This window comes from Shewanella fodinae (genome assembly GCF_014651955.1).
GTDB lineage: Bacteria > Pseudomonadota > Gammaproteobacteria > Enterobacterales > Shewanellaceae > Shewanella > Shewanella fodinae.
This window is the reverse complement of sequence record NZ_BMXW01000002.1, coordinates 14,042-36,336: the sequence shown is the minus strand read 5'-3', so window position 1 is coordinate 36,336 and position 22,295 is coordinate 14,042. Positions and strand designations below refer to the sequence as shown.

22 protein-coding genes are annotated in these 22,295 nt (G+C 47.8%); 15 read left to right on the top strand and 7 right to left on the bottom strand.

Going from position 1 to position 22,295, the window contains the following annotated elements; translation table 11 throughout:
* Window positions 1-47: 47 nt before the first annotated feature.
* From IE064_RS02340 to IE064_RS02315, 6 genes are all read left to right on the top strand, one after another.
* A complete protein-coding gene (locus IE064_RS02340) occupies window positions 48-686 on the top strand; it encodes a pseudouridine synthase (protein ID WP_189616065.1) in 639 nt (212 codons plus the stop codon).
* Complete coding sequence (locus tag IE064_RS02335) at window positions 679-1,176, top strand: NUDIX hydrolase (protein ID WP_189616063.1); 498 nt, start codon at window positions 679-681, stop codon at window positions 1,174-1,176. Before IE064_RS02340 ends, IE064_RS02335 begins: the two co-directional genes overlap by 8 nt.
* 146 nt (window positions 1,177-1,322) lie before the next feature.
* Entirely contained in the window at window positions 1,323-2,438 is a 1,116-nt protein-coding gene (gene mnmA / locus IE064_RS02330) for a tRNA 2-thiouridine(34) synthase MnmA (RefSeq protein WP_189616062.1), read from the top strand.
* Window positions 2,439-2,441: 3 nt separating this feature from the next.
* Window positions 2,442-3,059 carry a high frequency lysogenization protein HflD gene (hflD, locus tag IE064_RS02325; RefSeq protein WP_133039089.1) on the top strand — a complete coding sequence of 206 codons (618 nt, stop codon included), beginning with the start codon at window positions 2,442-2,444 and terminating at the stop codon, window positions 3,057-3,059.
* 26 nt (window positions 3,060-3,085) lie between these two features.
* Entirely contained in the window at window positions 3,086-4,456 is a 1,371-nt protein-coding gene (purB, locus tag IE064_RS02320) for an adenylosuccinate lyase (protein WP_189616060.1), read from the top strand.
* Between the two features lie 65 nt (window positions 4,457-4,521).
* Window positions 4,522-5,661 (top strand): ribosomal protein uL16 3-hydroxylase, encoded by a 1,140-nt coding sequence (locus tag IE064_RS02315; protein WP_189616058.1) that lies wholly within the window; start codon window positions 4,522-4,524, stop codon window positions 5,659-5,661.
* Between the two features lie 69 nt (window positions 5,662-5,730).
* On the opposite strand, the gene IE064_RS02310 is transcribed toward IE064_RS02315, so the two are convergent.
* Window positions 5,731-6,336 (bottom strand): peroxiredoxin C, encoded by a 606-nt coding sequence (locus tag IE064_RS02310; protein ID WP_189616055.1) that lies wholly within the window; start codon window positions 6,334-6,336, stop codon window positions 5,731-5,733.
* A 278-nt stretch (window positions 6,337-6,614) separates the two neighbouring features.
* Between IE064_RS02310 and IE064_RS02305 the strand changes: the two genes are divergently transcribed.
* The gene (locus tag IE064_RS02305) at window positions 6,615-7,934 is read left to right on the top strand and encodes a Na+/H+ antiporter family protein (RefSeq protein ID WP_189616053.1); all 1,320 of its coding nucleotides are present in this window, start codon (window positions 6,615-6,617) and stop codon (window positions 7,932-7,934) included.
* A 52-nt stretch (window positions 7,935-7,986) separates the two neighbouring features.
* Here the strand turns inward: IE064_RS02305 and upp are convergent, their stop codons facing one another.
* Entirely contained in the window at window positions 7,987-8,613 is a 627-nt protein-coding gene (gene upp / locus IE064_RS02300) for a uracil phosphoribosyltransferase (RefSeq protein WP_133039084.1), read from the bottom strand.
* 249 nt (window positions 8,614-8,862) lie between these two features.
* Here upp and purM point away from each other — a divergent pair, with 249 nt between their 5' ends.
* The 5 genes from purM to asnB all read left to right on the top strand — a co-directional run bounded on the left by purM (window position 8,863) and on the right by asnB (window position 15,191).
* Entirely contained in the window at window positions 8,863-9,900 is a 1,038-nt protein-coding gene (purM, locus tag IE064_RS02295) for a phosphoribosylformylglycinamidine cyclo-ligase (RefSeq protein ID WP_189616051.1), read from the top strand.
* Complete coding sequence (gene purN, locus IE064_RS02290) at window positions 9,900-10,541, top strand: phosphoribosylglycinamide formyltransferase (RefSeq protein WP_133039082.1); 642 nt, start codon at window positions 9,900-9,902, stop codon at window positions 10,539-10,541. The genes purM and purN overlap by 1 nt, the downstream gene beginning before the upstream one ends.
* Before the next feature lie 88 nt (window positions 10,542-10,629).
* Window positions 10,630-11,388, top strand: coding sequence for an HAD-IIA family hydrolase (locus IE064_RS02285; RefSeq protein ID WP_283166071.1), 759 nt, complete (start codon window positions 10,630-10,632; stop codon window positions 11,386-11,388).
* A gap of 142 nt (window positions 11,389-11,530) precedes the next feature.
* Entirely contained in the window at window positions 11,531-13,165 is a 1,635-nt protein-coding gene (locus IE064_RS02280; RefSeq protein ID WP_189616047.1) for a M28 family metallopeptidase, read from the top strand.
* A gap of 364 nt (window positions 13,166-13,529) precedes the next feature.
* The gene (gene asnB, locus IE064_RS02275) at window positions 13,530-15,191 is read left to right on the top strand and encodes an asparagine synthase B (RefSeq protein WP_189616046.1); all 1,662 of its coding nucleotides are present in this window, start codon (window positions 13,530-13,532) and stop codon (window positions 15,189-15,191) included.
* Window positions 15,192-15,241: 50 nt separating this feature from the next.
* Here the strand turns inward: asnB and IE064_RS02270 are convergent, their stop codons facing one another.
* Genes IE064_RS02270 through IE064_RS02260 form a run of 3 tightly spaced genes read right to left on the bottom strand, consistent with a single transcriptional unit; the run spans window position 15,242 to window position 16,536 of the window.
* A complete protein-coding gene (locus IE064_RS02270; protein WP_229799838.1) occupies window positions 15,242-15,463 on the bottom strand; it encodes a DUF1289 domain-containing protein in 222 nt (73 codons plus the stop codon).
* A 19-nt stretch (window positions 15,464-15,482) separates the two neighbouring features.
* A complete protein-coding gene (locus IE064_RS02265; RefSeq protein ID WP_189616044.1) occupies window positions 15,483-15,827 on the bottom strand; it encodes a 5-carboxymethyl-2-hydroxymuconate Delta-isomerase in 345 nt (114 codons plus the stop codon).
* Window positions 15,828-15,837: 10 nt separating this feature from the next.
* Window positions 15,838-16,536 (bottom strand): DUF445 domain-containing protein, encoded by a 699-nt coding sequence (locus IE064_RS02260; RefSeq protein ID WP_189616573.1) that lies wholly within the window; start codon window positions 16,534-16,536, stop codon window positions 15,838-15,840.
* 237 nt (window positions 16,537-16,773) lie between these two features.
* On the opposite strand from IE064_RS02260, the gene IE064_RS02255 reads away from it, so the two are divergent.
* From IE064_RS02255 to IE064_RS02245, 3 genes are read left to right on the top strand one after another with little or no spacing between them, the layout of a single operon-like run.
* Window positions 16,774-19,839: a DUF748 domain-containing protein gene (locus tag IE064_RS02255; RefSeq protein WP_444544694.1), complete on the top strand. Its 3,066-nt coding sequence runs from the start codon at window positions 16,774-16,776 to the stop codon at window positions 19,837-19,839.
* A gap of 13 nt (window positions 19,840-19,852) precedes the next feature.
* A complete protein-coding gene (locus IE064_RS02250; protein ID WP_207904279.1) occupies window positions 19,853-20,320 on the top strand; it encodes an RDD family protein in 468 nt (155 codons plus the stop codon).
* 32 nt (window positions 20,321-20,352) lie between these two features.
* Window positions 20,353-20,841 carry a hypothetical protein gene (locus tag IE064_RS02245; RefSeq protein ID WP_189616040.1) on the top strand — a complete coding sequence of 163 codons (489 nt, stop codon included), beginning with the start codon at window positions 20,353-20,355 and terminating at the stop codon, window positions 20,839-20,841.
* Window positions 20,842-21,030: 189 nt separating this feature from the next.
* On the opposite strand, the gene IE064_RS02240 is transcribed toward IE064_RS02245, so the two are convergent.
* Both IE064_RS02240 and rlmA read right to left on the bottom strand, forming a co-directional pair.
* Window positions 21,031-21,240: a cold-shock protein gene (locus tag IE064_RS02240; RefSeq protein ID WP_133039073.1), complete on the bottom strand. Its 210-nt coding sequence runs from the start codon at window positions 21,238-21,240 to the stop codon at window positions 21,031-21,033.
* 235 nt (window positions 21,241-21,475) lie between these two features.
* On the bottom strand, window positions 21,476-22,279 hold the full coding sequence (gene rlmA / locus IE064_RS02235) for a 23S rRNA (guanine(745)-N(1))-methyltransferase (RefSeq protein ID WP_133039072.1): 804 nt from the start codon (window positions 22,277-22,279) through the stop codon (window positions 21,476-21,478).
* Window positions 22,280-22,295: the final 16 nt, after the last annotated feature.

Below are 22,295 nucleotides of genomic sequence, written 5' to 3'. Positions count from 1 at the left end.
CCAGAGTCAAGCACCCGAGGTATAACCAAAATCGGAGCGCTTCCACAATGTCCCGTGCCATGTCACATCAGGCGCGGCCCAGCAGCAAGCCCGTAGTCAGCAAGCAAAATACCAAAGTGATTATATTCAATAAGCCGTTTGACGTTTTGTGCCAGTTTACTGATGAAGCAGGCCGTAAGACGCTCAAAGATTTTATTGATGAACCTCACGTATATGCCGCCGGACGTTTGGACCGTGACAGTGAAGGTCTATTGCTACTAACAAACAATGGCAAATTACAGGCGAAACTGACGGCTCCGACTCGCCACACCTACAAAACCTACTGGGTCCAAGTAGAAGGCGAGATCAGTGACACAGCGCTTGAGCAGTTACGTAACGGAGTAATGCTAAAGGATGGTGTAACGCTGCCCGCGCGAGTGCAGCGGATAGACGCTCCTGACATCTGGCCGCGAGACCCGCCAGTACGTGAACGCAAGTCCGTTCCCGACTGTTGGCTAGAGATACAAATCCGCGAAGGTCGCAACCGACAGGTGCGGCGTATGACTGCTCATGTCGGCTACCCCACCCTGCGTTTAATTCGCTATGCCATTGGTGAATGCTCTCTGGACTGCAGCGGCGAGCGGTTGGACAACGGCGCCTCCCAGTCATTAACAGCGCAACAGATTGAGGCTTTATGGCATGAATGATTTTGCTACAAGAAACAAGGTACGATATCGCCCCAACGTCACCGTTGCCTGTGTTATTGAGGCTGAAAACAGATTTCTGATGGTGGAAGAATGGATTAACGGCGCACAGAAATTTAATCAGCCTGCCGGACATCTTGAAGCCAACGAAAGCCTGCTTATGGCCTGTGCTCGAGAAGTGTATGAAGAGACTGGACTAACGATACAACCGCAGCACCTGCTGCGTATTGATCAATACAGTGCTAATAGCGAATTGGCGTTCCTGCGATTTACCTTTTGCTGCCAACTGCCACATTGTCAGCAAGCCATACCGCAGGACCGTGATATCACTGCAGCACACTGGCTAGATTATGATGAGATTTGCACACTGGGAACCAAGCTGCGTAGTCCGTTGGTTGCCGCCGCTATCGACAGTTATCGCAGTGGACCAAGGTATGACCTAGGGTTGCTCAATTGGCAGTTTCTGACATTAGCCGCGGGCGTCAAGCCGTGATAGAATACGCGACCAATTATCCGGGTTAATTTTTCTCTAATTGCCATCAACTCCTTGAGCGGCAAGTAGCAGTGCATTGCAGCTTTATGCTGGCAAGATACTGGGAGAAACCAATCCTGTCTGTGTTTAACGGTGAATCAGCGTTTATGACATTTATCGACCCTAATCCTTCCGCAAAAAAAGTTATCGTTGGCATGTCCGGCGGCGTCGACTCTTCGGTATCGGCTTATCTGCTCAAACAGCAGGGATACCAAGTAGAGGGGCTGTTTATGAAAAACTGGGAAGAGGATGACGATACCGAGTATTGCTCCGCAGCGGCCGATTTGCAGGATGCTCAGGCTGTTTGTGACAAGCTAGGGATCCCCCTGCATACTGTCAATTTTGCTGCGGAATATTGGGATAATGTATTCGAGTATTTTTTGGAAGAATACAAAGCGGGCCGCACCCCGAATCCCGATATCATGTGCAATAAAGAGATTAAATTTAAAGCGTTTCTTGATTTTGCCGACGACATTCTAGACGCCGATTACATTGCCATGGGCCACTATGTGCGTCGTGGCGAGCTTAACGGTAACACTACATTACTACGTGGTGCTGATAGCAACAAAGACCAGAGTTATTTCCTCTATACCCTCGGGCATGAGCAACTGTCCCGTAGCCTGTTCCCTGTCGGTGATATTGAGAAGCCTCGGGTGCGGGAAATAGCCAAAGAGCTGGGGCTGGTGACGGCAGATAAAAAAGACAGTACCGGCATCTGTTTTATCGGTGAGCGTAAATTCAGCGAATTTCTCAGCCGTTATCTGCCAGCACAACCGGGTAACATTGAAACCGTAGATGGTGAAGTGATCGGTACTCACCAAGGCTTGATGTATCATACACTTGGTCAACGTAAAGGACTGGGTATCGGTGGCACCAAAGAGGGTAGTGAAGAGCCGTGGTACACCGTTGACAAAGACCTCAAGCGCAACGTATTAGTGGTCGCTCAAGGACACAATCACCCGCGGTTGATGTCACAAGGCTTAATCGCCCATCAATTGCATTGGGTCGACCACCAAGGTCCAGTTGACGGACAACGGTTAACCGTCAAAACCCGTTATCGGCAACCCGATATTGATTGTCAGGTTCGTTATAATGGCGAAGATGAGATCAAAGTGATCTTTGACAACCCTGTCGCTGCTGTCACACCAGGACAGTCAGCAGTATTCTATGACGGTGAGATCTGCTTAGGTGGCGGCATCATAGATAGTTTGATAAGAGAGTGATCAGTGAACACACTGCATGACAGAACCATGGCACTGGCAGCAACGCTGCAGGCTGTGGCTCAAGTTCAGTATATCGCCCGTCACGGTGAGACCGATGACGAGCAGTTGGCTGCGGCGCTGAATACCATTATGGTGACAGATCCTGACAGCATTGATGATATTTATCCTGACAAGAAAGTGCTGGCAAATGGCTATCGTTGGGTCATCAATCAGCTTGGCGATAATCATCAGAAAGATGTGGAAATCACCCGCTATCTAGTAGGCCTACTGGCGCTCGAGCGTAAACTCAGCCGCAACCATGCCGCCTTGGCGATGATGTCTGAGCGTATTCAGCAAGTTCGTCGACAGTTACAACACTTTGCCGTCACCGATGAACAGGTGATTGCCAACATTGCTGACATCTACAGCGATATCATCAGCAATCTGGGGCCGAAAATTCAGATTTCCGGCAATCCCCATATCCTGCAACAGAAACAAGTACAAAATAAAATACGCGCCCTGCTGCTGGCAGCGATGCGCAGTGCCGTACTCTGGCGCCAACTGGGAGGAAAACGCCGACAATTGGTATTTTCCCGTAAAGCTATCGTCGATACGGCCAATAACAGCCTCACCCTATACTAAAAGCCAAGTTCATCAAGGAGCTTACAATGGATCTTTCCGCACTGACTGCTATCTCCCCGGTTGACGGGCGCTATGGCAATAAAACTGCCGAACTTCGGGGGATATTCAGCGAGTACGGTCTCAGCAAATATCGAGTTCAAGTTGAAATCAACTGGTTGAAACTATTGTCCAGTTGTCCGGATATTGAAGAAGTGCCGCCGTTCAGTGAACAAGCTCTGGCGCTATTGGACAATATTCGCGATAACTTCAGTGTCGATGACGCCCTGCGGGTAAAAGCCATTGAAGCCACCACCAACCACGATGTAAAAGCGGTGGAATATTTCATCAAAGAAAAAATCGCCGAAAATGCTGAACTGAAAGCCGTCAGTGAGTTTGTGCACTTTGCTTGCACCTCAGAAGACATCAACAATCTATCTCATGGGCTGATGCTGACAGAAGCGCGTGCCCAAGTCCTACTGCCCTACTGTCGCAAAATTGTCGATGCGGTGAAAGCCTTAGCCAAAGCCTACAAAACTGTACCACTGATGTCGCGAACCCACGGGCAGCCCGCCTCGCCTTCCACGTTAGGCAAGGAGATGGCTAACGTGGCGGTACGCCTAGAACGCCAAATGAAACAGATTGAAGCGGTTGAGATCATGGGCAAAATCAACGGCGCGGTAGGTAACTATAATGCGCATTTGTCAGCCTACCCTGAAGTAGACTGGCACACCTTGTCACAGCGCTTTGTCACCAGTCTCGGATTGCACTGGAATCCTTATACTACCCAGATTGAACCGCATGACTACATCGCCGAATTGTTTGATGCTGTGGCCCGCTTCAATACTGTGTTACTGGACTTTGACCGGGATATCTGGGGTTATGTGGCACTGGGGCATTTCAAGCAGAAAACCATTGCGGGTGAAATTGGTTCCTCCACCATGCCCCACAAGGTTAATCCCATCGATTTTGAAAACTCCGAAGGCAATCTCGGTATTGCCAATGCCTTGATGCAGCATCTGGCAGCAAAACTACCAGTATCTCGCTGGCAACGCGATCTGACTGATTCCACCGTGCTGCGTAATCTTGGGGTTGGTTTTGCACACTCGCTTATCGCCTATCAGGCCACCTTGAAAGGCATCAGCAAGCTGGAAGTCAACGAAGCGCATCTGCGTGATGAACTGGATCATAACTGGGAAGTGCTGGCCGAGCCGGTACAAACCGTTATGAGGCGCTATGGGATTGAGAAACCATACGAAAAACTCAAAGAATTGACTCGCGGCAAACGTATTGATGCAACACAGATGGCAGCATTCATCGATAATCTGGCATTACCAGCGGAAGTCAAAGCTGAACTGAAAAAACTAACGCCAGCCACCTATATTGGCCGGGCAGAAGCCTTTGTTGATGAACTGAAATAGTCGGTCAACTAACATATCAGGCGGTGCCACTAGGTACCGCCTTTTTTAAACCACACGAGTGAATTATGTATCAACTCACTATAGATAAAGAGAAATTCCTGACCGAAATTTGGCAAAAAAAGCCGGTAATTTTCCGCCAGGCATTCAAAGAGTTTACCGATCCGATTGCCGCTGATGAACTGGCAGGCTTGGCCTGTGAAGAAGAAGTTGCTGCCCGTGTGGTCGTCACCCAAGAGCAAGGCAACAACTGGCAGGTGATCAACGGCCCATTTGAAGATTACGATCAATATGGCGAAGAAAACTGGCAACTGCTGGTGCAAGCCATCAACCACTGGTACCCAGACTCGCAGCCGTTGGTGGAAGCCTTCCGATTTCTGCCAGACTGGCGCTTTGACGACCTGATGGCGTCATTTGCCACCCCGGGTGGTGGGGTTGGGCCACATATTGATCAATATGATGTTTTTATCATTCAAGGCGAAGGACGTCGTCGCTGGACCGTTGGTGATATTGGTGATTATCAGCAACGTGGTGGCGTTACCACTTCCCCATTGATTGAGAATTTTCAACCGATTATTGACGATATTCTGGAACCTGGCGACATGCTCTACATTCCGCCAGGATTCCCCCACCAAGGTTTCACTCTGACACTGGCGATGTCCTACTCCATCGGTTTTCGTGCACCCAGTCAGCAAGAGTTACTGTCATCGATGGCCGATTATCTGATTGACAGCAATCAAGGGCAGCAACGTTTTACTTCCACAACGGAGCCTGTTGCCCCCGGCTTGGTGCCTAGAGCACAACAACAAGGGTTGATGGATTTGCTGGTATCATTGGCACAACAACCTGCTGCCTACCAGACAATGCTCGGCAAACTGCTGAGTCAGAACCGTTTTGAACTGGATATATGTGAGGCCGATCGCCTTGATGCCGCGGAGCTACAACAGGCGTTACAGGATGGTGCGGTAATCAGCCGGATTGGTGGTCTGAAAGTACTGTTGTTAGAAAACGATAGCGAAAACCGACTGTTTATCAATGGCGACTGTTTTGAGTTTGCCGCCGCCGACCGCGATTATGCCGAAATGCTGGCAAATCAAACCAGTGTCGCGAGTGAACAAGCACTGCTGATGCTGCAACGCGAAAGTATTCAGCAACTGCTGCTGAAATTGATTGAACTAGGTTATTGTTATTTGGCTGATACCGAGTAACTCGTTATCTGATCCGTGCCTACCAATAAAAAAGCTGCCCCATGGCAGCTTTTTTATTATCAATAATGTTTACAGTTTATCCGCATTTTCAGCCAGATATGCAGCAACGCCATCAGGGCTATCTTTCATACCCTTTTCGCCTTTCTGCCAGCCGGCTGGGCAAACTTCACCGTGTTCTTCATGGAACTGCAATGCGTCAATCATACGCAGCATTTCATCTACATTACGGCCTAGAGGTAAATCGTTGACAACCTGGTGACGCACAATACCGTCTTTATCAATCAGGAATGAACCACGGAAAGCCACACCAGCTTCTGGATGTTCTACATCGTAAGCTTTGCAGATGTCATGACGAACATCAGCCACCAGTGTGTATTTCACTGGGCCAATCCCGCCTTGATTCACCGGGGTGTTACGCCAAGCATTGTGAGTAAACTGAGAGTCGATGGATACGCCGATAACTTCAACACCACGTTTTTTGAACTCTTCCAGACGGTGATCAAAAGCAATCAGCTCGGAAGGACATACGAAAGTAAAGTCCATTGGGTAGAAAAACACTACTGCAGGTTTTCCTTTGATTGCGGCGGTCAGGTTGAAACTGTCAACAATTTCACCAGTTCCCAGTACTGCTGCTGCAGTAAAATCAGGGGCCGGACGGCTAACTAATACGCCCATTATATTTCCTCCATCTATGGATTGAGTAGTGACTTGCAAATCCTGTTTAACTAACAGGCATTATAAAACCTGCGGGTTAACTCACAACCTATTTATGATCGATATCACCTTTTTCAAGGGGCAGCACGTCAAGTTGCCTAAATATCGCCCATTTTAGCTTAGTGATTGTCGCCACAACTGCCGTAGTTCAAGATTTTTAAGCATTTTATGATCAGAAGCTTTACAGCACCCTAGCAGTTCCTGAGAATATCCTTTTAACAAAAACGATAAATTCGCTTATGAATGCTGTTGTTATCGCCGTGAGCCTGATGTTGTTGTTAAGTGTCTTGCGGGTCAATGTTGTTATTGCCCTAACCATCAGTGCATTGGTTGCCGGTCTATTAGGGAACTTAGGACTTAATCAAACGATTGCGGCATTTAATACCGGACTCGGGGGAGGCGCGCAGATAGCGCTGAGCTATGCCTTATTAGGAGCGTTTGCGGTAGCCTTGTCGCACTCCGGCCTGACCAGCTTGATTTCTGGCTCAGTGATTAAACTATTGGGGCAGGAACAAAACAGTCGCAATGAAAACGTAGTGAAAGCAACGCTATTGGTGGCACTGCTGGCGATGTCGATCAGCTCGCAGAACCTACTGCCAATCCATATTGCGTTTATCCCCATTCTGATCCCCCCGCTGTTACAGTTGATGACGCGACTACAACTGGATCGTCGACTGGTAGCCTGTGTGCTGACCTTCGGCCTCGTCACCACTTATATGGTGTTACCTATCGGCTTTGGTGGCATCTTTCTTAATGACATTCTGCTAGCGAATCTCAATCATAATGGTCTGGCCGTAAGTGCCGGAGAGATTCCCAGAGCGATGCTGCTCCCGGGAGCAGGAATGCTGCTTGGCTTGCTGGTGGCGGTGTTCATCTCTTATCGCAAACCGCGACATTACCACATGCCCGAGCCCAGCGTTGGCCTAACAGCTGCGGCACCACGTACACGCAATATCTGGATTGCAGCCGTCGCGGTACTGACCACGCTAGTGGTGCAACTCACAACTGAGTCAATGATCTTTGGTGCGTTGGCGGGCTTTATGATTTTCAGCATTACGGGCGTGCTAAAACGCAGTGATACTGAGGATATTTTTAACCGTGGCGTACGCATGATGGCCAATATCGGTTTCATTATGATTGCCGCTTCTGGTTTTGCAGCGGTGGTCAATCAGACCGGTGAAGTGGCGACGCTAGTCAACACTATTGGCGAATTGATTGGCAATAATAAGTCACTGGCGGCGTTTCTAATGCTATTGGTGGGACTGCTGATCACCATGGGGATTGGCTCGTCGTTTTCAACCATTCCGATTATTGCCACCATCTATGTGCCTCTGGCACTGCACTTTGGCTTTTCTCCCCCCGCGGTAATTGCGCTGGTAGGCACGGCCGCAGCACTCGGCGATGCTGGCTCTCCGGCCTCTGACTCAACCTTGGGCCCGACGTCTGGGTTAAATGCGGATGGCCAACATGACCATATCCGTGATAGCGTCATCCCGACCTTTATTCACTACAACATTCCGTTGCTGATATTTGGCTGGATTGCCGCAATGGTGCTGTAATCAACCGTAAAAAAGCCCGCACGAATGCGGGCTTCTTCATCACTTATCACACTTACTTGGTACCGAAGATCTTGTCACCGGCATCCCCGAGTCCTGGCAGAATATAACCATTTTCATTGAGGCAACGATCGATTGACGCACAGTAAAGCTCGACATCTGGATGGGCTTTTTCCAATGCTTTCAGACCTTCTGGTGCGGCCACCAGCACCAATGCCTTGATTGAGGTACATCCTCGTTGTTTCAGCAGGTCAATCGTCGCAATCATTGAACCGCCGGTTGCGAGCATTGGGTCAACCACTAAGGCCAAGCGCTCATTCAGATCGCTGGCGAGCTTTTCAAAGTAAGGTACAGGTTCCAGTGTCTTTTCATCGCGATACATGCCGACAACGGAAATTCGGGCACTGGGAATATTTTCCAGCACCCCGTCCATCATTCCGAGACCAGCGCGCAAAATGGGCACTACAGTAACTTTTTTGCCTTTGATTTGATCCACATCTACTGGACCATTCCAACCTTGAATAGTCACAGTTTCAGTTTCAAAATCGGCTGTTGCTTCGTAGGTTAATAAACTGCCCACCTCGGCGGCCAATTCACGAAAACGCTTGGTGCTGATATCGCCTTCGCGCATCAGACCGATTTTGTGACGGACCAGTGGGTGTTTAACCTCGACAACTTTCATTGTGTTTCTCCTGAGTTTTTGCGGGCGGGTATGCCTGCCAGGGCAGGTTATGCAGGGTCTGCACGAGTCAGGCAAATCGTCGGGATTTTAGTAGATTTACTTGTTGCGGAAAACATAAAGTTTCAGTTTTGCGCCGATTCGTGAACCCTATCGGTACACTCCTGCGCCATCTTTGCCTTTCGACCGTAAGGCCAAACTGATAGAATATTGCCGCATTAAAACCCATAACCACGTACCCGAGAGGATCAAGTGAGTAACCCTACCCCACTGAGTTATAAAGATGCAGGCGTTGATATCGATGCAGGCAACGCTCTGGTCAATAACATTAAAGCTGTCGTTAAACGCACTCGTCGCCCGGAGGTGATGGGCAACCTTGGTGGTTTCGGTGCCTTGTGCGAACTCCCCACCAAATACAAACATCCAGTGCTGGTGTCAGGTACTGATGGTGTTGGCACCAAGTTGCGTCTCGCCATTGACTACAAAAAACACGACAGCGTTGGTATTGATCTGGTGGCTATGTGTGTCAACGACCTGATTGTTCAAGGGGCAGAGCCACTATTTTTCCTCGATTATTACGCAACGGGTAAACTCGATGTTACCGCAGCCACTGCAGTCGTCAGCGGTATTGGCGAAGGCTGTTTTCAGTCGGGTTGTGCTTTGATTGGCGGTGAAACCGCTGAAATGCCCGGCATGTATAAAGGCGCTGATTATGATCTGGCAGGTTTCTGTGTTGGGGTTGTAGAAAAGGAAGCCATTATCGATGGTAGCCAGGTAAAACCTGGTGATGCGTTGATTGCCCTCGGCTCAAGCGGTCCTCATTCAAACGGCTATTCCTTGATCCGTAAAGTGTTGGAAGTCAGCCAGGCAGATCCTGCGCAGTTGCTGCAAGGCAAGCCTCTTATCGAACATTTGCTAGAACCCACCAAAATTTATGTGAAGTCCTGCCTCAAATTACTGGAACAACATACGGTGCATGCAATGGCGCATATTACCGGCGGTGGTTTCTGGGAAAACATTCCGCGAGTGTTACCCGAAGACTGCAAAGCCGTGATCAAGGGTGCTTCCTGGCAATGGCCAGCTATTTTCCACTGGCTACAGGACAACGGTAACATCGACACCCACGAAATGTACCGGACCTTCAACTGCGGTGTCGGTATGGTGATCGCGTTGCCTGTTGCTCAACTCGAGTCAGCGTTAGCGTTACTCAACGCAAATGGTGAAAATGCTTGGCATATTGGTGAAATAGCGGCATTAGGTGATGCTACCGAACAGGTGGAGATCATTTAATGTCGGTGTGTCGCGTCCTGGTACTGATTTCCGGCAACGGCAGTAATTTACAAGCAATTATGGATCAGGCTTTGCCCAAAGCGCCCTATCAGGTAGTTGGGGTGATCAGTAACAAAGCGGATGCCTATGGCTTAGTGAGAGCGCGTGCAGCAGGCATCGCTAGTCATTACGTTATGGTTAATCCTGAAGAATCAAGGGCAGACTACGATTTGCGGCTTAGCGAAGCCATTGAGCAATTGCAGCCGGATCTCATAGTTCTAGCGGGATTTATGCGTATTCTCAGCGATGAGTTGGTCAAGGCGTATCAGGGGCGCATGATAAACATACATCCCTCGTTATTGCCTAAATTTACCGGTCTGCATACGCATCAGCGCGCCATCGAAGCCGGTGAGCAAGAGCATGGTGCTAGCGTGCATTTTGTCACTCCAACGCTGGATGCTGGCCCAGTCATTCTGCAAGCTAAGGTGCCGGTATTTGATGATGATACTGTCGAGCTACTGGCTGAGCGGGTACACGAACAGGAACATGCTATCCTCCCACTGGTGGTGAAATGGTTTGCCGAGGGGCGACTAAAAATGCTCGACGGCAAAGCCTGGCTGGATAATCAGCCACTAGGTGCTGCCGGTTATGCAGCCGACTAATCCAGTGACAGGGAACCTTCGGGTTCCCTGTTTTTCTGTAACTTGTTAAGTTATCAGAACAAGCGGTAATGCTTCGCATGGGATGGCAATGAAAAATATTATCTGTGATATCGACGGCGTGCTTATGCACGACAACAAATTAGTGCCTGGCAGTGACAAATTTATTGGACGAATACTGCAACAAGGCAATCCGCTAGTGGTGCTGACCAACAATCCAGCGCAAACCGGTAAAGATCTGCAAAATCGTCTAGCGGCAGCCGGGATCCCAGAAATTCCCGAGCAGTGTTTTTATACCTCTGCTATGGCTACCGCCAGTTTTCTTAAACAACAGAATGGCGACAACAATGCCAAAGCCTATGTTATTGGGGAAGGCGCGTTAATTCACGAGCTCTACAATGCCGGTTTCACCATCACGGATATCAACCCGGATTTTGTCATCGTTGGTGAAACCCGCACTTACCATTGGGACATGATCCGCAAAGCCGCCGCTTTTATCGCCAAAGGTGCGCGGTTCATTGCCACGAATCCAGATACCCACGGCCCAAGTTACAGTCCCGGCTGTGGAGCCTTATGCGCACCCATTGAAGTGATCTCTGGCCGTAAGCCGTTTTATGTTGGGAAGCCCAGTCCGTTAATCATTCGCTCGGCACTGAATCACATGGGCGCGCATTCCGAGAACACCGTTATCATTGGCGACAATATGCGCACCGATATTCTCGCAGGTTTCCAATCTGGTCTTGAAACCATTCTGGTACTGACCGGCGTCACCCGCCGCGAAGATATAGAGCTGGAACCCTTTCGCCCCAATCACGTGTTTGACAGCGCCATCGATATTGATGTGGTGTAAAAGTCGCGCCAGACCACTGACACATTATGTAACATTAGGCTTACAAATGGAGGTTGTCGAAGCCAAAGTTTTTCCGCCATCATAACGACACACTGAGGTGCGGCAAGCACCAGTATCACAACAACTATTAACAGGTTCCTTTATGCGCTTATTGGTTCCACTCTGTGTGCTGGCGCTCGTCGCTGGCTGCACTCACGACAGTGGCGAAGCCGCTGTCGGTTTTCATTTTGATGAACAGCTGTATCGCAACGATATAAAAACACTCGCTTCTGACGCTTTTGAAGGCCGCGCACCAACCACCCATGGTGAGCAAATGACACTGGATTATCTGGTGCATGCCTTTAAGTCTATCGGTATGCAGCCAGGGCCTGATGGCAGTTACCTGCAAAAGGTGCCGATGGTCAGTTACAGCGCCAGCGAACAGCAGCAGATCACCCTGGCAGGTATACCGCTGCAATACCGTAAAGACATAGTTCTGAACAGCCATCACGATATTAAACGCGTGGATATTGAAAACGCGCCATTGGTTTTTGTGGGGTATGGTATCAATGCGCCAGAATACGGTTGGAACGATTATCAAGGTATAGACATGCACGGCAAAATTGCACTGATCTTGGTAAACGATCCTGGATTCGCCAACCCAGATTCTGGAAAATTTGACGGTAAAGCCATGACTTATTACGGTCGCTGGACATACAAGTATGAAGAGGCCAGTCGTCAGGGAGCCGTTGGCGCCATTATCATTCATCAAACAGAGGCCGCGTCTTATCCTTGGTCGGTAGTGGAACACAGTTGGACCGGGCCACAGCAAGATCTGGTCACTGAAAACGCGCAGCCACGAGTAACAGTAGAAGGCTGGATAACCCTAGATGCCGCCACGGCAGTATTTGCTAAAGCGGGGCAAGCATTAGACGTGGCAATCAACCAAGCAGCCCACAAACCCACGCAGTTACCATTAGGGCAGACGGCGACCATTAGCTTTGCTAACAGTGCTAACTATGGCGAGAGCTACAACGTTGTCGCAAATCTGCCAGGAACGGTTAACGCCGATGAACACATCCTGTTTACCGGTCATTGGGATCATTTAGGTAAAGATGACACCTTGGAAGGCGATAAGATTTTCAACGGTGCGATGGACAATGCGTCAGGCGTTGCTGGCATGTTAGCCATTGCACGTCAGTTTACGGCGGCCGCCAAAGCCGGACATGGGATTAGACGCTCGGTAACATTTGTGGTAACCACAGGCGAAGAACAGGGACTATTAGGTTCTCGTTATTATGCAGAACACCCTTTGTTCCCGCTTGAGCACACCATTGGGGTGTTCAATCTTGATAGTACGAATATTTACGGTAAAACCAAGGATTTTACCATCGTAGGTAAAGGAAAATCTGAACTGGAACTCTATCTCACTGCCGCCGTTAATCAACAGCAGCGCCAGGTAAAAAGTGAGCAACATCCTGAATCTGGTGGCTATTTCCGTTCTGATCATTTCAGTTTTGCCAAATATGGCGTCCCAGCAGTTTTTGCCGGAGGTGGCAATGAGCCCATTGATGAGGCTACCGCCAAATACAAGGAGCAGATGCAACAGCGCATGAAAGGCTGTTATCACAACACCTGCGACGAATATCAGGCCGATTGGGATCTGTCCGGGGCCTTGCAAGATCTGGCAGTTTATTATCGAGCGGCAACAATGCTGGGCAATAGCGATGCGCATCCCGGCTACTATGAAGGTACCGAATTCTACTCGTTGCGTCCCGCCACCCACATAAAACTCTGACTCATAAACAAGCGCCTGCGGGCGCTTGTTTATTGCGATTTACTTCCATTGTTATCCTATCGGTAAAATATGACCAAAGTTGCATATTCATCAGCCAGTTACGCAAGTGTTGTGCTACTCAAAATTCTTCTGCGAGGATGTTGTTTCACTAACAGAGTTCTTGCCTGCGCAACTAAAAATGTAAATTAATCAAAAATTATTACAAAATAATAATTAATATTTATTTTTAAAAGCAAATAACCTAGATCATCAATATATAAAATGGCTTTTATCAGATTTTTCAACAAAAATCATGCTTGGCTTTTATCCTGAATGATGGCACAGTGACCAGCAATGATTTGGGGACTGTGGGGAGTTGTTTTGTATGTGTTCTATTTTTGCCATTCTTGATATCCAGTCCGATGCGTCAGCGTTACGCTCGGTCGCACTGGAGATGTCTAAATTAATGCGCCATCGAGGCCCGGATTGGTCTGGAATTTTCACCTCAGATAACGCGATTCTGGCGCACGAACGCTTAGCCATTGTTGATATTGAACACGGCGCGCAGCCACTTTATAGCGAAGACAATTCACTGGTGTTGGCTGTTAATGGTGAAATCTATAACCACAAAGAGCTGAAAGCTAAATTGGGCGATAAATACCGCTATCAGACTAACTCCGACTGTGAAGTGATCCTGGCGCTATACCAGGAATATGGCTGTGAATTTCTGGACATGCTCAACGGTATCTTCGCCTTTGTGTTGTATGACCAGAAATTGAACCGCTACCTCATCGGTCGGGATCATATCGGCATTATTCCGCTGTACACCGGCCGCGATGCTGCAGGTAACTTCTACGTGGCATCAGAGATGAAAGCACTGATGCCCGTTTGCAAAACCGTTGACGTGTTTGCCCCAGGGCAATATTTACTCAGTGGTGGCGAGCCAGTGAAATATTATCAACGGGAATGGCGTGATTACGATGCGGTAAAAGACAATCCTGCTAGCAAAGAGGAATTAAAAGCAGCGCTGGAAGCCGCAGTTAAACGCCAATTAATGTCAGATGTTCCTTATGGCGTGTTGCTATCGGGTGGCTTAGATTCCTCTGTTGTTTCCGCCATCACCCAAACTTACGCCAAGCGACGCATTGAAGACAATGATGAGTCAGGCGCTTGGTGGCCACAGTTGCATTCTTTTGCCGTGGGCTTGAAAGGTGCACCAGATCTGATTGCCGCCCAAAAAGTGGCCGATGCGATTGGCACTATCCATCATGAGATCAACTTTACCTTCCAGGAAGGTCTGGATGCGATTAAAGACGTGATCTATCACCTTGAAACCTATGATGTTACTACTATCCGCGCTGCCACACCCATGTATCTGATGGCTCGAAAAATTAAAGCCATGGGGATCAAAATGGTGTTATCTGGTGAAGGTTCTGATGAGCTGTTTGGGGGCTATCTGTACTTCCACAAGGCACCTAATGCCCAGGCGTTCCACGAAGAGCTAATTCGCAAATTAGATAAGCTGCACCTATATGACTGCCTGCGCGCTAACAAGGCAATGGCAGCCTGGGGCTTGGAAGCGCGAGTTCCCTTCCTCGACAAGGAGTTTATGGACGTTGCAATGCGCCTCAATCCTAACGCTAAAATGTCGAAAAACGGCCGGATTGAAAAGCACATTCTGCGTGAAGCATTCGAGGATATGCTGCCTGCGGAAGTGGCATGGCGTCAGAAAGAACAATTCAGTGACGGTGTGGGTTATTCATGGATTGACGGTTTGAAGGCGCATGCTGCCGCCGTAGTTGACGATAAGGAACTTGCAAATGCGCATTTCCGCTTCCCTTACAATACGCCCGATACCAAAGAAGCCTATTTCTACCGCTGTTTCTTTGAAGAGAGATTTCCATTGGAATCCGCCGCCAAAACAGTTCCTGGAGGCAAATCTGTCGCCTGCTCTACCCCAGAAGCATTAGCCTGGGATGCCAGCCTGCAAGGGGTCATCGACCCTTCAGGCCGTGCGGTACGTTCGGTACATACTGCAGCCTATTGATGGCTTGCTTGCGCAAAAGCAAGGCACTTCAGCGGGAGTGCCTTGTTGTTTTAACGGTAAGACGTTGACCGTAGCCCTTGCCGTTTCTCGCAGTTTTTTAAGATCTGTTGTTTGAGCGCATCACTGGCGTCGTGCCAAGCTAGAATTTCATCTAAGGTCCGACCACAGCCTAAACACACATCTTGATGATCAAGGCAACAATTACGAACACAGGGCGAAGCCAGTGCCGTTGCCGCCACGCTTGATTTATCCACTACCGATTCACGACTCACACGCATCCTGCCTCGAATATTAACGTTCCTGTTTAAGATAGCTCGGTTGGTGCAATTCAGCCACTTCCAACGAGACACAATCTACATTGTCTACCAGCGCGGCAATGGAATGCCAGACAGCTTGCGTTAGCTGTTGTTTCTGTTCGTCAGTGCGCCCCGGCATAATACTGATGCGGATATGAATGAAGTTGCTTACATGACCGGTTCCCAGTACGTAATTGTCACAGGCATAAGCCCGAGTTTTTACGGCATTGGGATTAAACAACCCACTGTTGATTACCCCCTGATGGGCATTGCGAACCAACGTTTGGATATCTAGCTGCTGTTGTAGCGTTGCAGCATATTCAATGACAAGATGTGGCATCCTAACTCCTTTAGCTTAAGAACAAAGCATTCAACAGGCCAATAAGCCCACCGAAGACCCCACCCCAAACGACCAACCAGCCCAAATGACGACGGATCATCTGTTGCACCATCTCTTTCACGATTTGAGGTGTTAGCTCCTGCAGTCGTTGCTCCACTATCTGCAGGATCTGACCGCGCATATCCGCCACTACGCCTGGCTTTTCCAGTTCCTGCCGCAACAATTCGCTGAACTCTTCGCTGTTGGCAATCTCTTGCAGCGACAGCTGCATTTTCTCAATAAAAGGCTGCTTTAGTGGCATCAAAGCATCAGTGCCACCAAACATCGACAACATACCGCCAAATGACGATTGTGCCACGGTTGCCAGCAACGCATCGAAAGCCGGTGCTAGATCCAGTTTGCCAAGCAAAGCCTTAACATCTAGTAATGGTACATCGCCCTTATGTGACAGGAACTTATCAATATTCACCTCAGTAAAAAATTGCTCCATCATCAGATTCGCAATGGCCTGTTTGATGGCTTCAAACCGCGCCGGAATTACTCCTGAGCCATATAATCCTGGTACTTTTTCAAACAGCATATATACCGCAAGCCAATTAGTAATTGCGCCAGACAAGGCAAACACGCCTATATTCCAAATCACCTTATTACCACTGGTGCCACCTACAACAATCAACAACAATGCCAACAGATTGGTAATAACACTCATGTTCCAAATGGCCGTTTTTGTCAGTGCCTGCTTCAACGTCAACTCTCCTGAATTACTGATGTGGCTAATGTTAGCAACAGCGCGTTACGGATAAAAGTCCCCAACTATTTGATGGGCAGCTTCAATCATCGTGGCACTTTAACGGCCTTTATTTACGGTTACATACCACTATCTCAGTAAACGCAGTACAATGATCAGGTTAACATTTTTTCGTTTTTACTGTGTCGGGAAGCACTCATGATATTATCCAGGCTCAAAGGAATGGTGGCGGCGTATAGAAAGGCACCCAAGCTCTTAAAAATCGCTGGCTGGTTATCAATAATTTACCTCTGCTATGCTTTTTTACTTGGTGTCATCACGCCCGCCGTTGTTCGCGCAGTTGCCCCCGAAAAACTAACGCAGTTGTTAGGGCGTCAAGTGTCTGTACATGACTTGAAGATCAACCCCTTTTTACTACGAGTGCAGCTCGATAATTTAGTCATCGCAGGGAAATCCGCTCCCCCCTTACTGGAACTGACACACGCGGATGCCGAGTTTAACCTGTGGCAATCGCTGTTTAACCGCGCTTGGTGTGTTGATCATCTGCAACTGACGGGGTTAACGGGCCAGGTGATACGCACCACCGATGCCAAAGGTAATATTAGCTTTAACTTTGACGATATTATCGCTCGTTTTCAGAACCCGGCGACCACCCAAACGACGTCTCAGACAGATAATGCTCCCCTGCCCGATTTCCGAATCCAGACACTGGCATTGTCCAACAGTAATTTGCAATTTTCGGATACAACAGCCAAGGCGAACCTTAGTTATCACAATATCAATTTCACTGTGCACAACTTTGGGACACGTAATACGCTGGTCAAGGACAACGTAGAAAACCAGCCAAATCAGTACCGGTTATCATTCAATGGTCAAGATCAAGGAACCCTAACAACTGATGGACAGTTGCTATTACAACCATTACAGATTAAGGGGCAGTTACAACTTAACAACATCACACTGCCGCCATTTTGGGGTTATGTGCAGCCTATGCTGCAAGCACAGTTGGCTGATGGTGCCGTGTCATTAAAAACCCACTATGTCCTCTCTCAAGCACCGGACCAACCGCTGTCTTATCGCCTTGATAATACTTTTGTCACCGTTAGCAATGTGCAATTTACGGATGGAAAAACTCCCGTCGTTAAACTTGCAACACTTCGCCTAGATGACATTGTGTTAACCAGCCAACAACAGCAAGTGAATATTGCAGATGTCACGGTTGATGGTTTATGGATGCAAAGCCGTTTTGATCAACATGGATTGGCGTTGCTACCATTATTTATCCCTAACACCACAGAACCCGCACCTCCTGCAACAACAAGCGTTCAGCACACGTCCACACCTAAATGGCAGGTTAAGCTTGCGGCTTTCAATCTCAAGAATGCAGATATCAATGTGCACGAGCAGCAGCTAAGCGATGGTGTTGATTGGCGCGTATACCCACTGATGCTCCAAACAGGCAACATCGACAGTCAACTGACGACACCATTGAGCTATCAGATGTCGCTGGACATATCGCAGAATAATGCCACAGAGAGTGGCGGCAATTTCAGTAGCGAAGGCAGTATCGATCTATCCGCTAAGCAAGCGACTGGCAAGCTGACATTAAGCAAATTGCAGTTAAATCAATTGCAGCCGTACTTGGTGCATTATCTGAATATTGAGCTGCCTAAAGGTGAAATCAGCAGTAGCGGCGATTTTAGTGCCGATGCGGCTGGTCATGCTAGCTATAAAGGCAATGTTGACCTCAGTGACCTAGAAATTAGAGATTTACAGCAACGTCGACCATTGCTCAAATGGCAGCAACTTGCTATTGATTCTGTGGATTTTGATGCCAACAAGCGGCAACTGGCGCTCGGTAACGTCACACTGGAAAAACCCTATGCCAAAGTCACGATTAATGAAGATCGCTCAACCAATATCGGCAAATTACTAGTCAAACAAGCGCCCGCCACGCCAGATGACACAGAGATAAAAACCACAGCAGAAATAGTCGCCGCAGCACCAACAACAGCTGAGGCTGGGGCTGTGACACCGAAACCACTGCAAATTACAGTTGCCAGCATCAATGTTAACAATGGCTCCGCTTATTTTGCCGATAACTCACTGACACCAAACTTTGCGACAGGCATAGAGCAGTTACATGGGAAAATCAGTAGCTTGTCTTCTGTTCCAGGAACCAAAGCCTCCGTTGATATTGCCGGTAAAATCGACCGGTATGCACCAATGTCACTTAAAGGAGAGATCAATCCATTATTGCAACAACCTTATCTTGACTTAGAGTTACTGTTTAAAAGTGTAGAACTTACCACAGTGAACCCGTATTCAGGCACTTATGCTGGCTACTACATTGATAAGGGGCAGTTGACGCTGTCATTAAATTATCAACTACAAAATAACCAGCTTAAAGGCAATAACCATGTCGTTATTGACCAATTAAAACTTGGGAAACCGACTGACTCGAAATTGGCCACAAGTCTGCCAGTAACCTTAGCTATTGCTTTACTGCAGGACAGACATGGTGTGATTGATCTGGGTTTGCCGGTGTCTGGGGATCTGGATAATCCAGATTTCAGTTTTGGCGGCATTATCCTTTCCGCGTTGACCAATGTCATCACCAAAGTTGTCACCGCGCCTTTTTCATTCCTAGCCAATTTATTAGGCAGTGACGAAGAGTTAAATCTGGTGGCGTTTGATGCTGGTTCAGCAAAACTCACCAAAGCCGAACAGGATAAATTACAAAAACTCGCTAGCGCACTTAATGAACGGCCCAAACTGACATTAAGCATCGATGCATCGGTAAATCCGCAGCAAGACAGCCAAGCACTGGCTGAACGCAAACTACAAAGACAACTGCTGCAACAAAGTGGGCTCGAAAATTTACCTGCTGATTTCAGTGCCAGCCGTATACCGGCATCGGGCAAACTAACGGAAGCGCTACTGGCACTTTATCAAAAGCAATTCAATGTTGATCCAGTAAGCGAAAAAGCCAAAGCCGCAAAGGCGGCGACTGACGATAAAGGCAAAGTTGATAACGACAAACTGACAACCTTGTGGCACATCGGTCTCTATAATCAGCTGCTAAATGCAGAAACGATTACCGATGCTGATTTAGGAAATCTGGCTCAACGTCGCAGCCAGGCAGTAAAAGCCTTTTTGGTAGACACCGTAGCCGTGGCGCCAGAGCGAGTTTTTTTGCTAGATAGCAAGACTAAGTTAAGCAAAACAGCGGCGCAGGCCCAGTTAAATTTAAGTACAAACTGATGTTGGAATGACTATGGCAGCAATAACCGAAAATTATCAGTATGTTGGGTTCTGGGAACGTTTCGCAGCGACCATGCTGGATGTTCTGCTGATTTTGCTGATAACGCTGCCATTAACCTTTTGGTTATATGGCGATAAGCTTGTTAATGACCATTCGCTAATTCATGGCCCGGCCGATCTGGTGATCAACTATCTATTGCCACCGGTATTGGTATTACTGTTTTGGCGCTATCGTTCTGCAACCCCAGGGAAAATGCTGATAAAAGCCGCAATCATTGATGCTAACAGTGGCGGTAGACCTAGTATGCGTCAGTGGCTCATTCGATATCTAGCATATATTCCAGCAACACTACCTTTATGTTTGGGATTACTGTGGGTGGCATTTGATCCCAGAAAACAAGGATGGCATGACAAGCTGGCAGGCACGTTGGTAATAAAACAGAATAAATCTCGAACTAATAACAGCTTACAAGAGTCATAATCCTTATCCAGTTATCAAGGAATATACATTCTATGCGTCTATTATTGCTGCTACCTGTGGCATCCCTGATGTTGTCTGCCTGCTCTAGTACCCCAGATCCAGAGCAATTTGCTGGTAAGGTGACCGACAATTTTCAAGCAGAAATCAAAAGTGATGGTATGAAGCTGTTTACCTACAGCGTTACCGCCGTTAAAACAGACAATCGCCGACAACGGCCACAACCTAATATGGATGCCCCCGAGCATCAGCGTTCACGCTCGCAACCCCAGGAGGATATGCGCCCTCAGCGCATGGGGCGTCGAGATGGGGCTGAGAATAAACAGATGACGCAGGAACTGGAAATCGGCCTACAAAAAACACTCGAATCAAACCAATATTGCCGCAATGGCTACTATGAGCTGGAGCGCTTAGTACTGCGAGATCGGGCCGAATTACGGGGTGAATGCCACGAAGGGGCTAGTGAACAGGATATTAAACGTTTTGGTTATGGAAAATATACAGATCAATCAAAGCCGTATTAATATCGTTGCCGTGTGTTGTCAATCTAGTTGGCTAAAAGCTGATGTTTTTTATTTTGAAATACAGACGTGTAGTGTCTTAAAAAATACCATTGAATGCGGGGAAAAATGGTCATAAAAATACTACTTAGATATAAAAAAACGCGGCGCTAATTGCCGCGTTTTTTTCGAATTTCTTATAAAGAAATTAAATTAGCTGATAATAGTTACATTTTCAGCTTGTGGACCTTTCTGGCCCTGAGTAACGGTGAAAGAAACTTTCTGACCTTCGTCCAGAGTTTTGAAACCTTCAGAGTTGATAGCACGGAAGTGTACGAATACGTCTGGACCTGATTCCTGAGCGATGAAGCCGAAACCTTTGTCAGCGTTAAACCATTTAACAACACCAGTTACTTGAGACATAGTCTTAATCCTGTAACAAAAACAATACTAAGCCTTTACGGCGGTGGAGCTGAAAATGCCGGTATTATTTATGCTTACAGGACGAACAAGTCGTTTTGAACACATAAAAATAAGCCCAACTTTCAAGCCTCCCTGACTATAAATCATTCCATAAATAAGTCAACTTACTTCGCTGAAACAGCTTTAAAATATGCACATTTAGGCAGATTTTAAATTTCTCAATACGACTTTTGTCTTATGCCTGTCGTTGAAACAGTTCAATGAAAAAGTCAAGCTCGCAACTTACACCTTGCTGCGTCAAATTCTGCTTCTGTTCATTGGAAAATTTCCATGCATAAGGCGTCATCTGTAAAAAACTACTGCTGAGTTCACCGGGCGGGGTCTGCAACTGCCACTGTAACCGCTCTTGATGTTGCAAAATAAACCCTTCAAGTTGCCCACTCTGTAGCGGATGCTCTCTCGGTTCAGCGTAGATAATCTGTTTAAGAGCATAATGATGCTTTGGCCCCGCGGTGACACTGAGATAGTAACCACCGGGTCGGCAAATTCTTCGTAACTCAGATTCCGCTACTGGCGCAAAAATTTTCAGCATCAGATCAAAACTGTCTGCTGCAAAGGGCATATCAAAAGCACTGGCGACACAAAACTGTAATTGCGGATAACGTTTTGCCGCGTAACGGACGGCCGTTTTAGAAATATCCATCCCCTGCAGTTTTCCATCAGTTGCCTGTTGTAACCGCTGGCTGTAGTAGCCTTCACCACAGCCGATATCAAGGATATCCGGCTTATCCAAATGAAGCGTCACCGCTAAGGTATTTATCCTATCGCTGAGTGGCTGATAAAACCCAGCTTGCAGAAATAATCTTCTGGCGGCCATCATCTGTTGATTATCGCCCGGGGTTAGCGAATTCTTTTTATTGACGGGCAACAGATTCACATATCCTTCTTTTGCCACATCAAAACAATGGTGCTGCTGACAGCACCATTGCCTTTGTTCCAATACTAATGCCTCTCGACATATTGGGCATTCATAACTCATTTATATTCTCTTTGGT

Coding starts and splice junctions, on each gene's coding strand:
- IE064_RS02340 (WP_189616065.1), top strand. CDS start 48: ATGTCCCGTGCCATGTCACATCAGGCGCGGCCCAGCAGCAAGCCCGTA.
- IE064_RS02335 (WP_189616063.1), top strand. CDS start 679: ATGAATGATTTTGCTACAAGAAACAAGGTACGATATCGCCCCAACGTC.
- mnmA (WP_189616062.1), top strand. CDS start 1,323: ATGACATTTATCGACCCTAATCCTTCCGCAAAAAAAGTTATCGTTGGC.
- purB (WP_189616060.1), top strand. CDS start 3,086: ATGGATCTTTCCGCACTGACTGCTATCTCCCCGGTTGACGGGCGCTAT.
- IE064_RS02315 (WP_189616058.1), top strand. CDS start 4,522: ATGTATCAACTCACTATAGATAAAGAGAAATTCCTGACCGAAATTTGG.
- IE064_RS02310 (WP_189616055.1), bottom strand. CDS start 6,336: ATGGGCGTATTAGTTAGCCGTCCGGCCCCTGATTTTACTGCAGCAGCA.
- IE064_RS02305 (WP_189616053.1), top strand. CDS start 6,615: ATGAATGCTGTTGTTATCGCCGTGAGCCTGATGTTGTTGTTAAGTGTC.
- upp (WP_133039084.1), bottom strand. CDS start 8,613: ATGAAAGTTGTCGAGGTTAAACACCCACTGGTCCGTCACAAAATCGGT.
- purN (WP_133039082.1), top strand. CDS start 9,900: ATGTCGGTGTGTCGCGTCCTGGTACTGATTTCCGGCAACGGCAGTAAT.
- IE064_RS02285 (WP_283166071.1), top strand. CDS start 10,630: ATGAAAAATATTATCTGTGATATCGACGGCGTGCTTATGCACGACAAC.
- IE064_RS02280 (WP_189616047.1), top strand. CDS start 11,531: ATGCGCTTATTGGTTCCACTCTGTGTGCTGGCGCTCGTCGCTGGCTGC.
- asnB (WP_189616046.1), top strand. CDS start 13,530: ATGTGTTCTATTTTTGCCATTCTTGATATCCAGTCCGATGCGTCAGCG.
- IE064_RS02265 (WP_189616044.1), bottom strand. CDS start 15,827: ATGCCACATCTTGTCATTGAATATGCTGCAACGCTACAACAGCAGCTA.
- IE064_RS02260 (WP_189616573.1), bottom strand. CDS start 16,536: ATGAGTGTTATTACCAATCTGTTGGCATTGTTGTTGATTGTTGTAGGT.
- IE064_RS02255 (WP_444544694.1), top strand. CDS start 16,774: ATGATATTATCCAGGCTCAAAGGAATGGTGGCGGCGTATAGAAAGGCA.
- IE064_RS02250 (WP_207904279.1), top strand. CDS start 19,853: ATGGCAGCAATAACCGAAAATTATCAGTATGTTGGGTTCTGGGAACGT.
- IE064_RS02245 (WP_189616040.1), top strand. CDS start 20,353: ATGCGTCTATTATTGCTGCTACCTGTGGCATCCCTGATGTTGTCTGCC.
- IE064_RS02240 (WP_133039073.1), bottom strand. CDS start 21,240: ATGTCTCAAGTAACTGGTGTTGTTAAATGGTTTAACGCTGACAAAGGT.
- rlmA (WP_133039072.1), bottom strand. CDS start 22,279: ATGAGTTATGAATGCCCAATATGTCGAGAGGCATTAGTATTGGAACAA.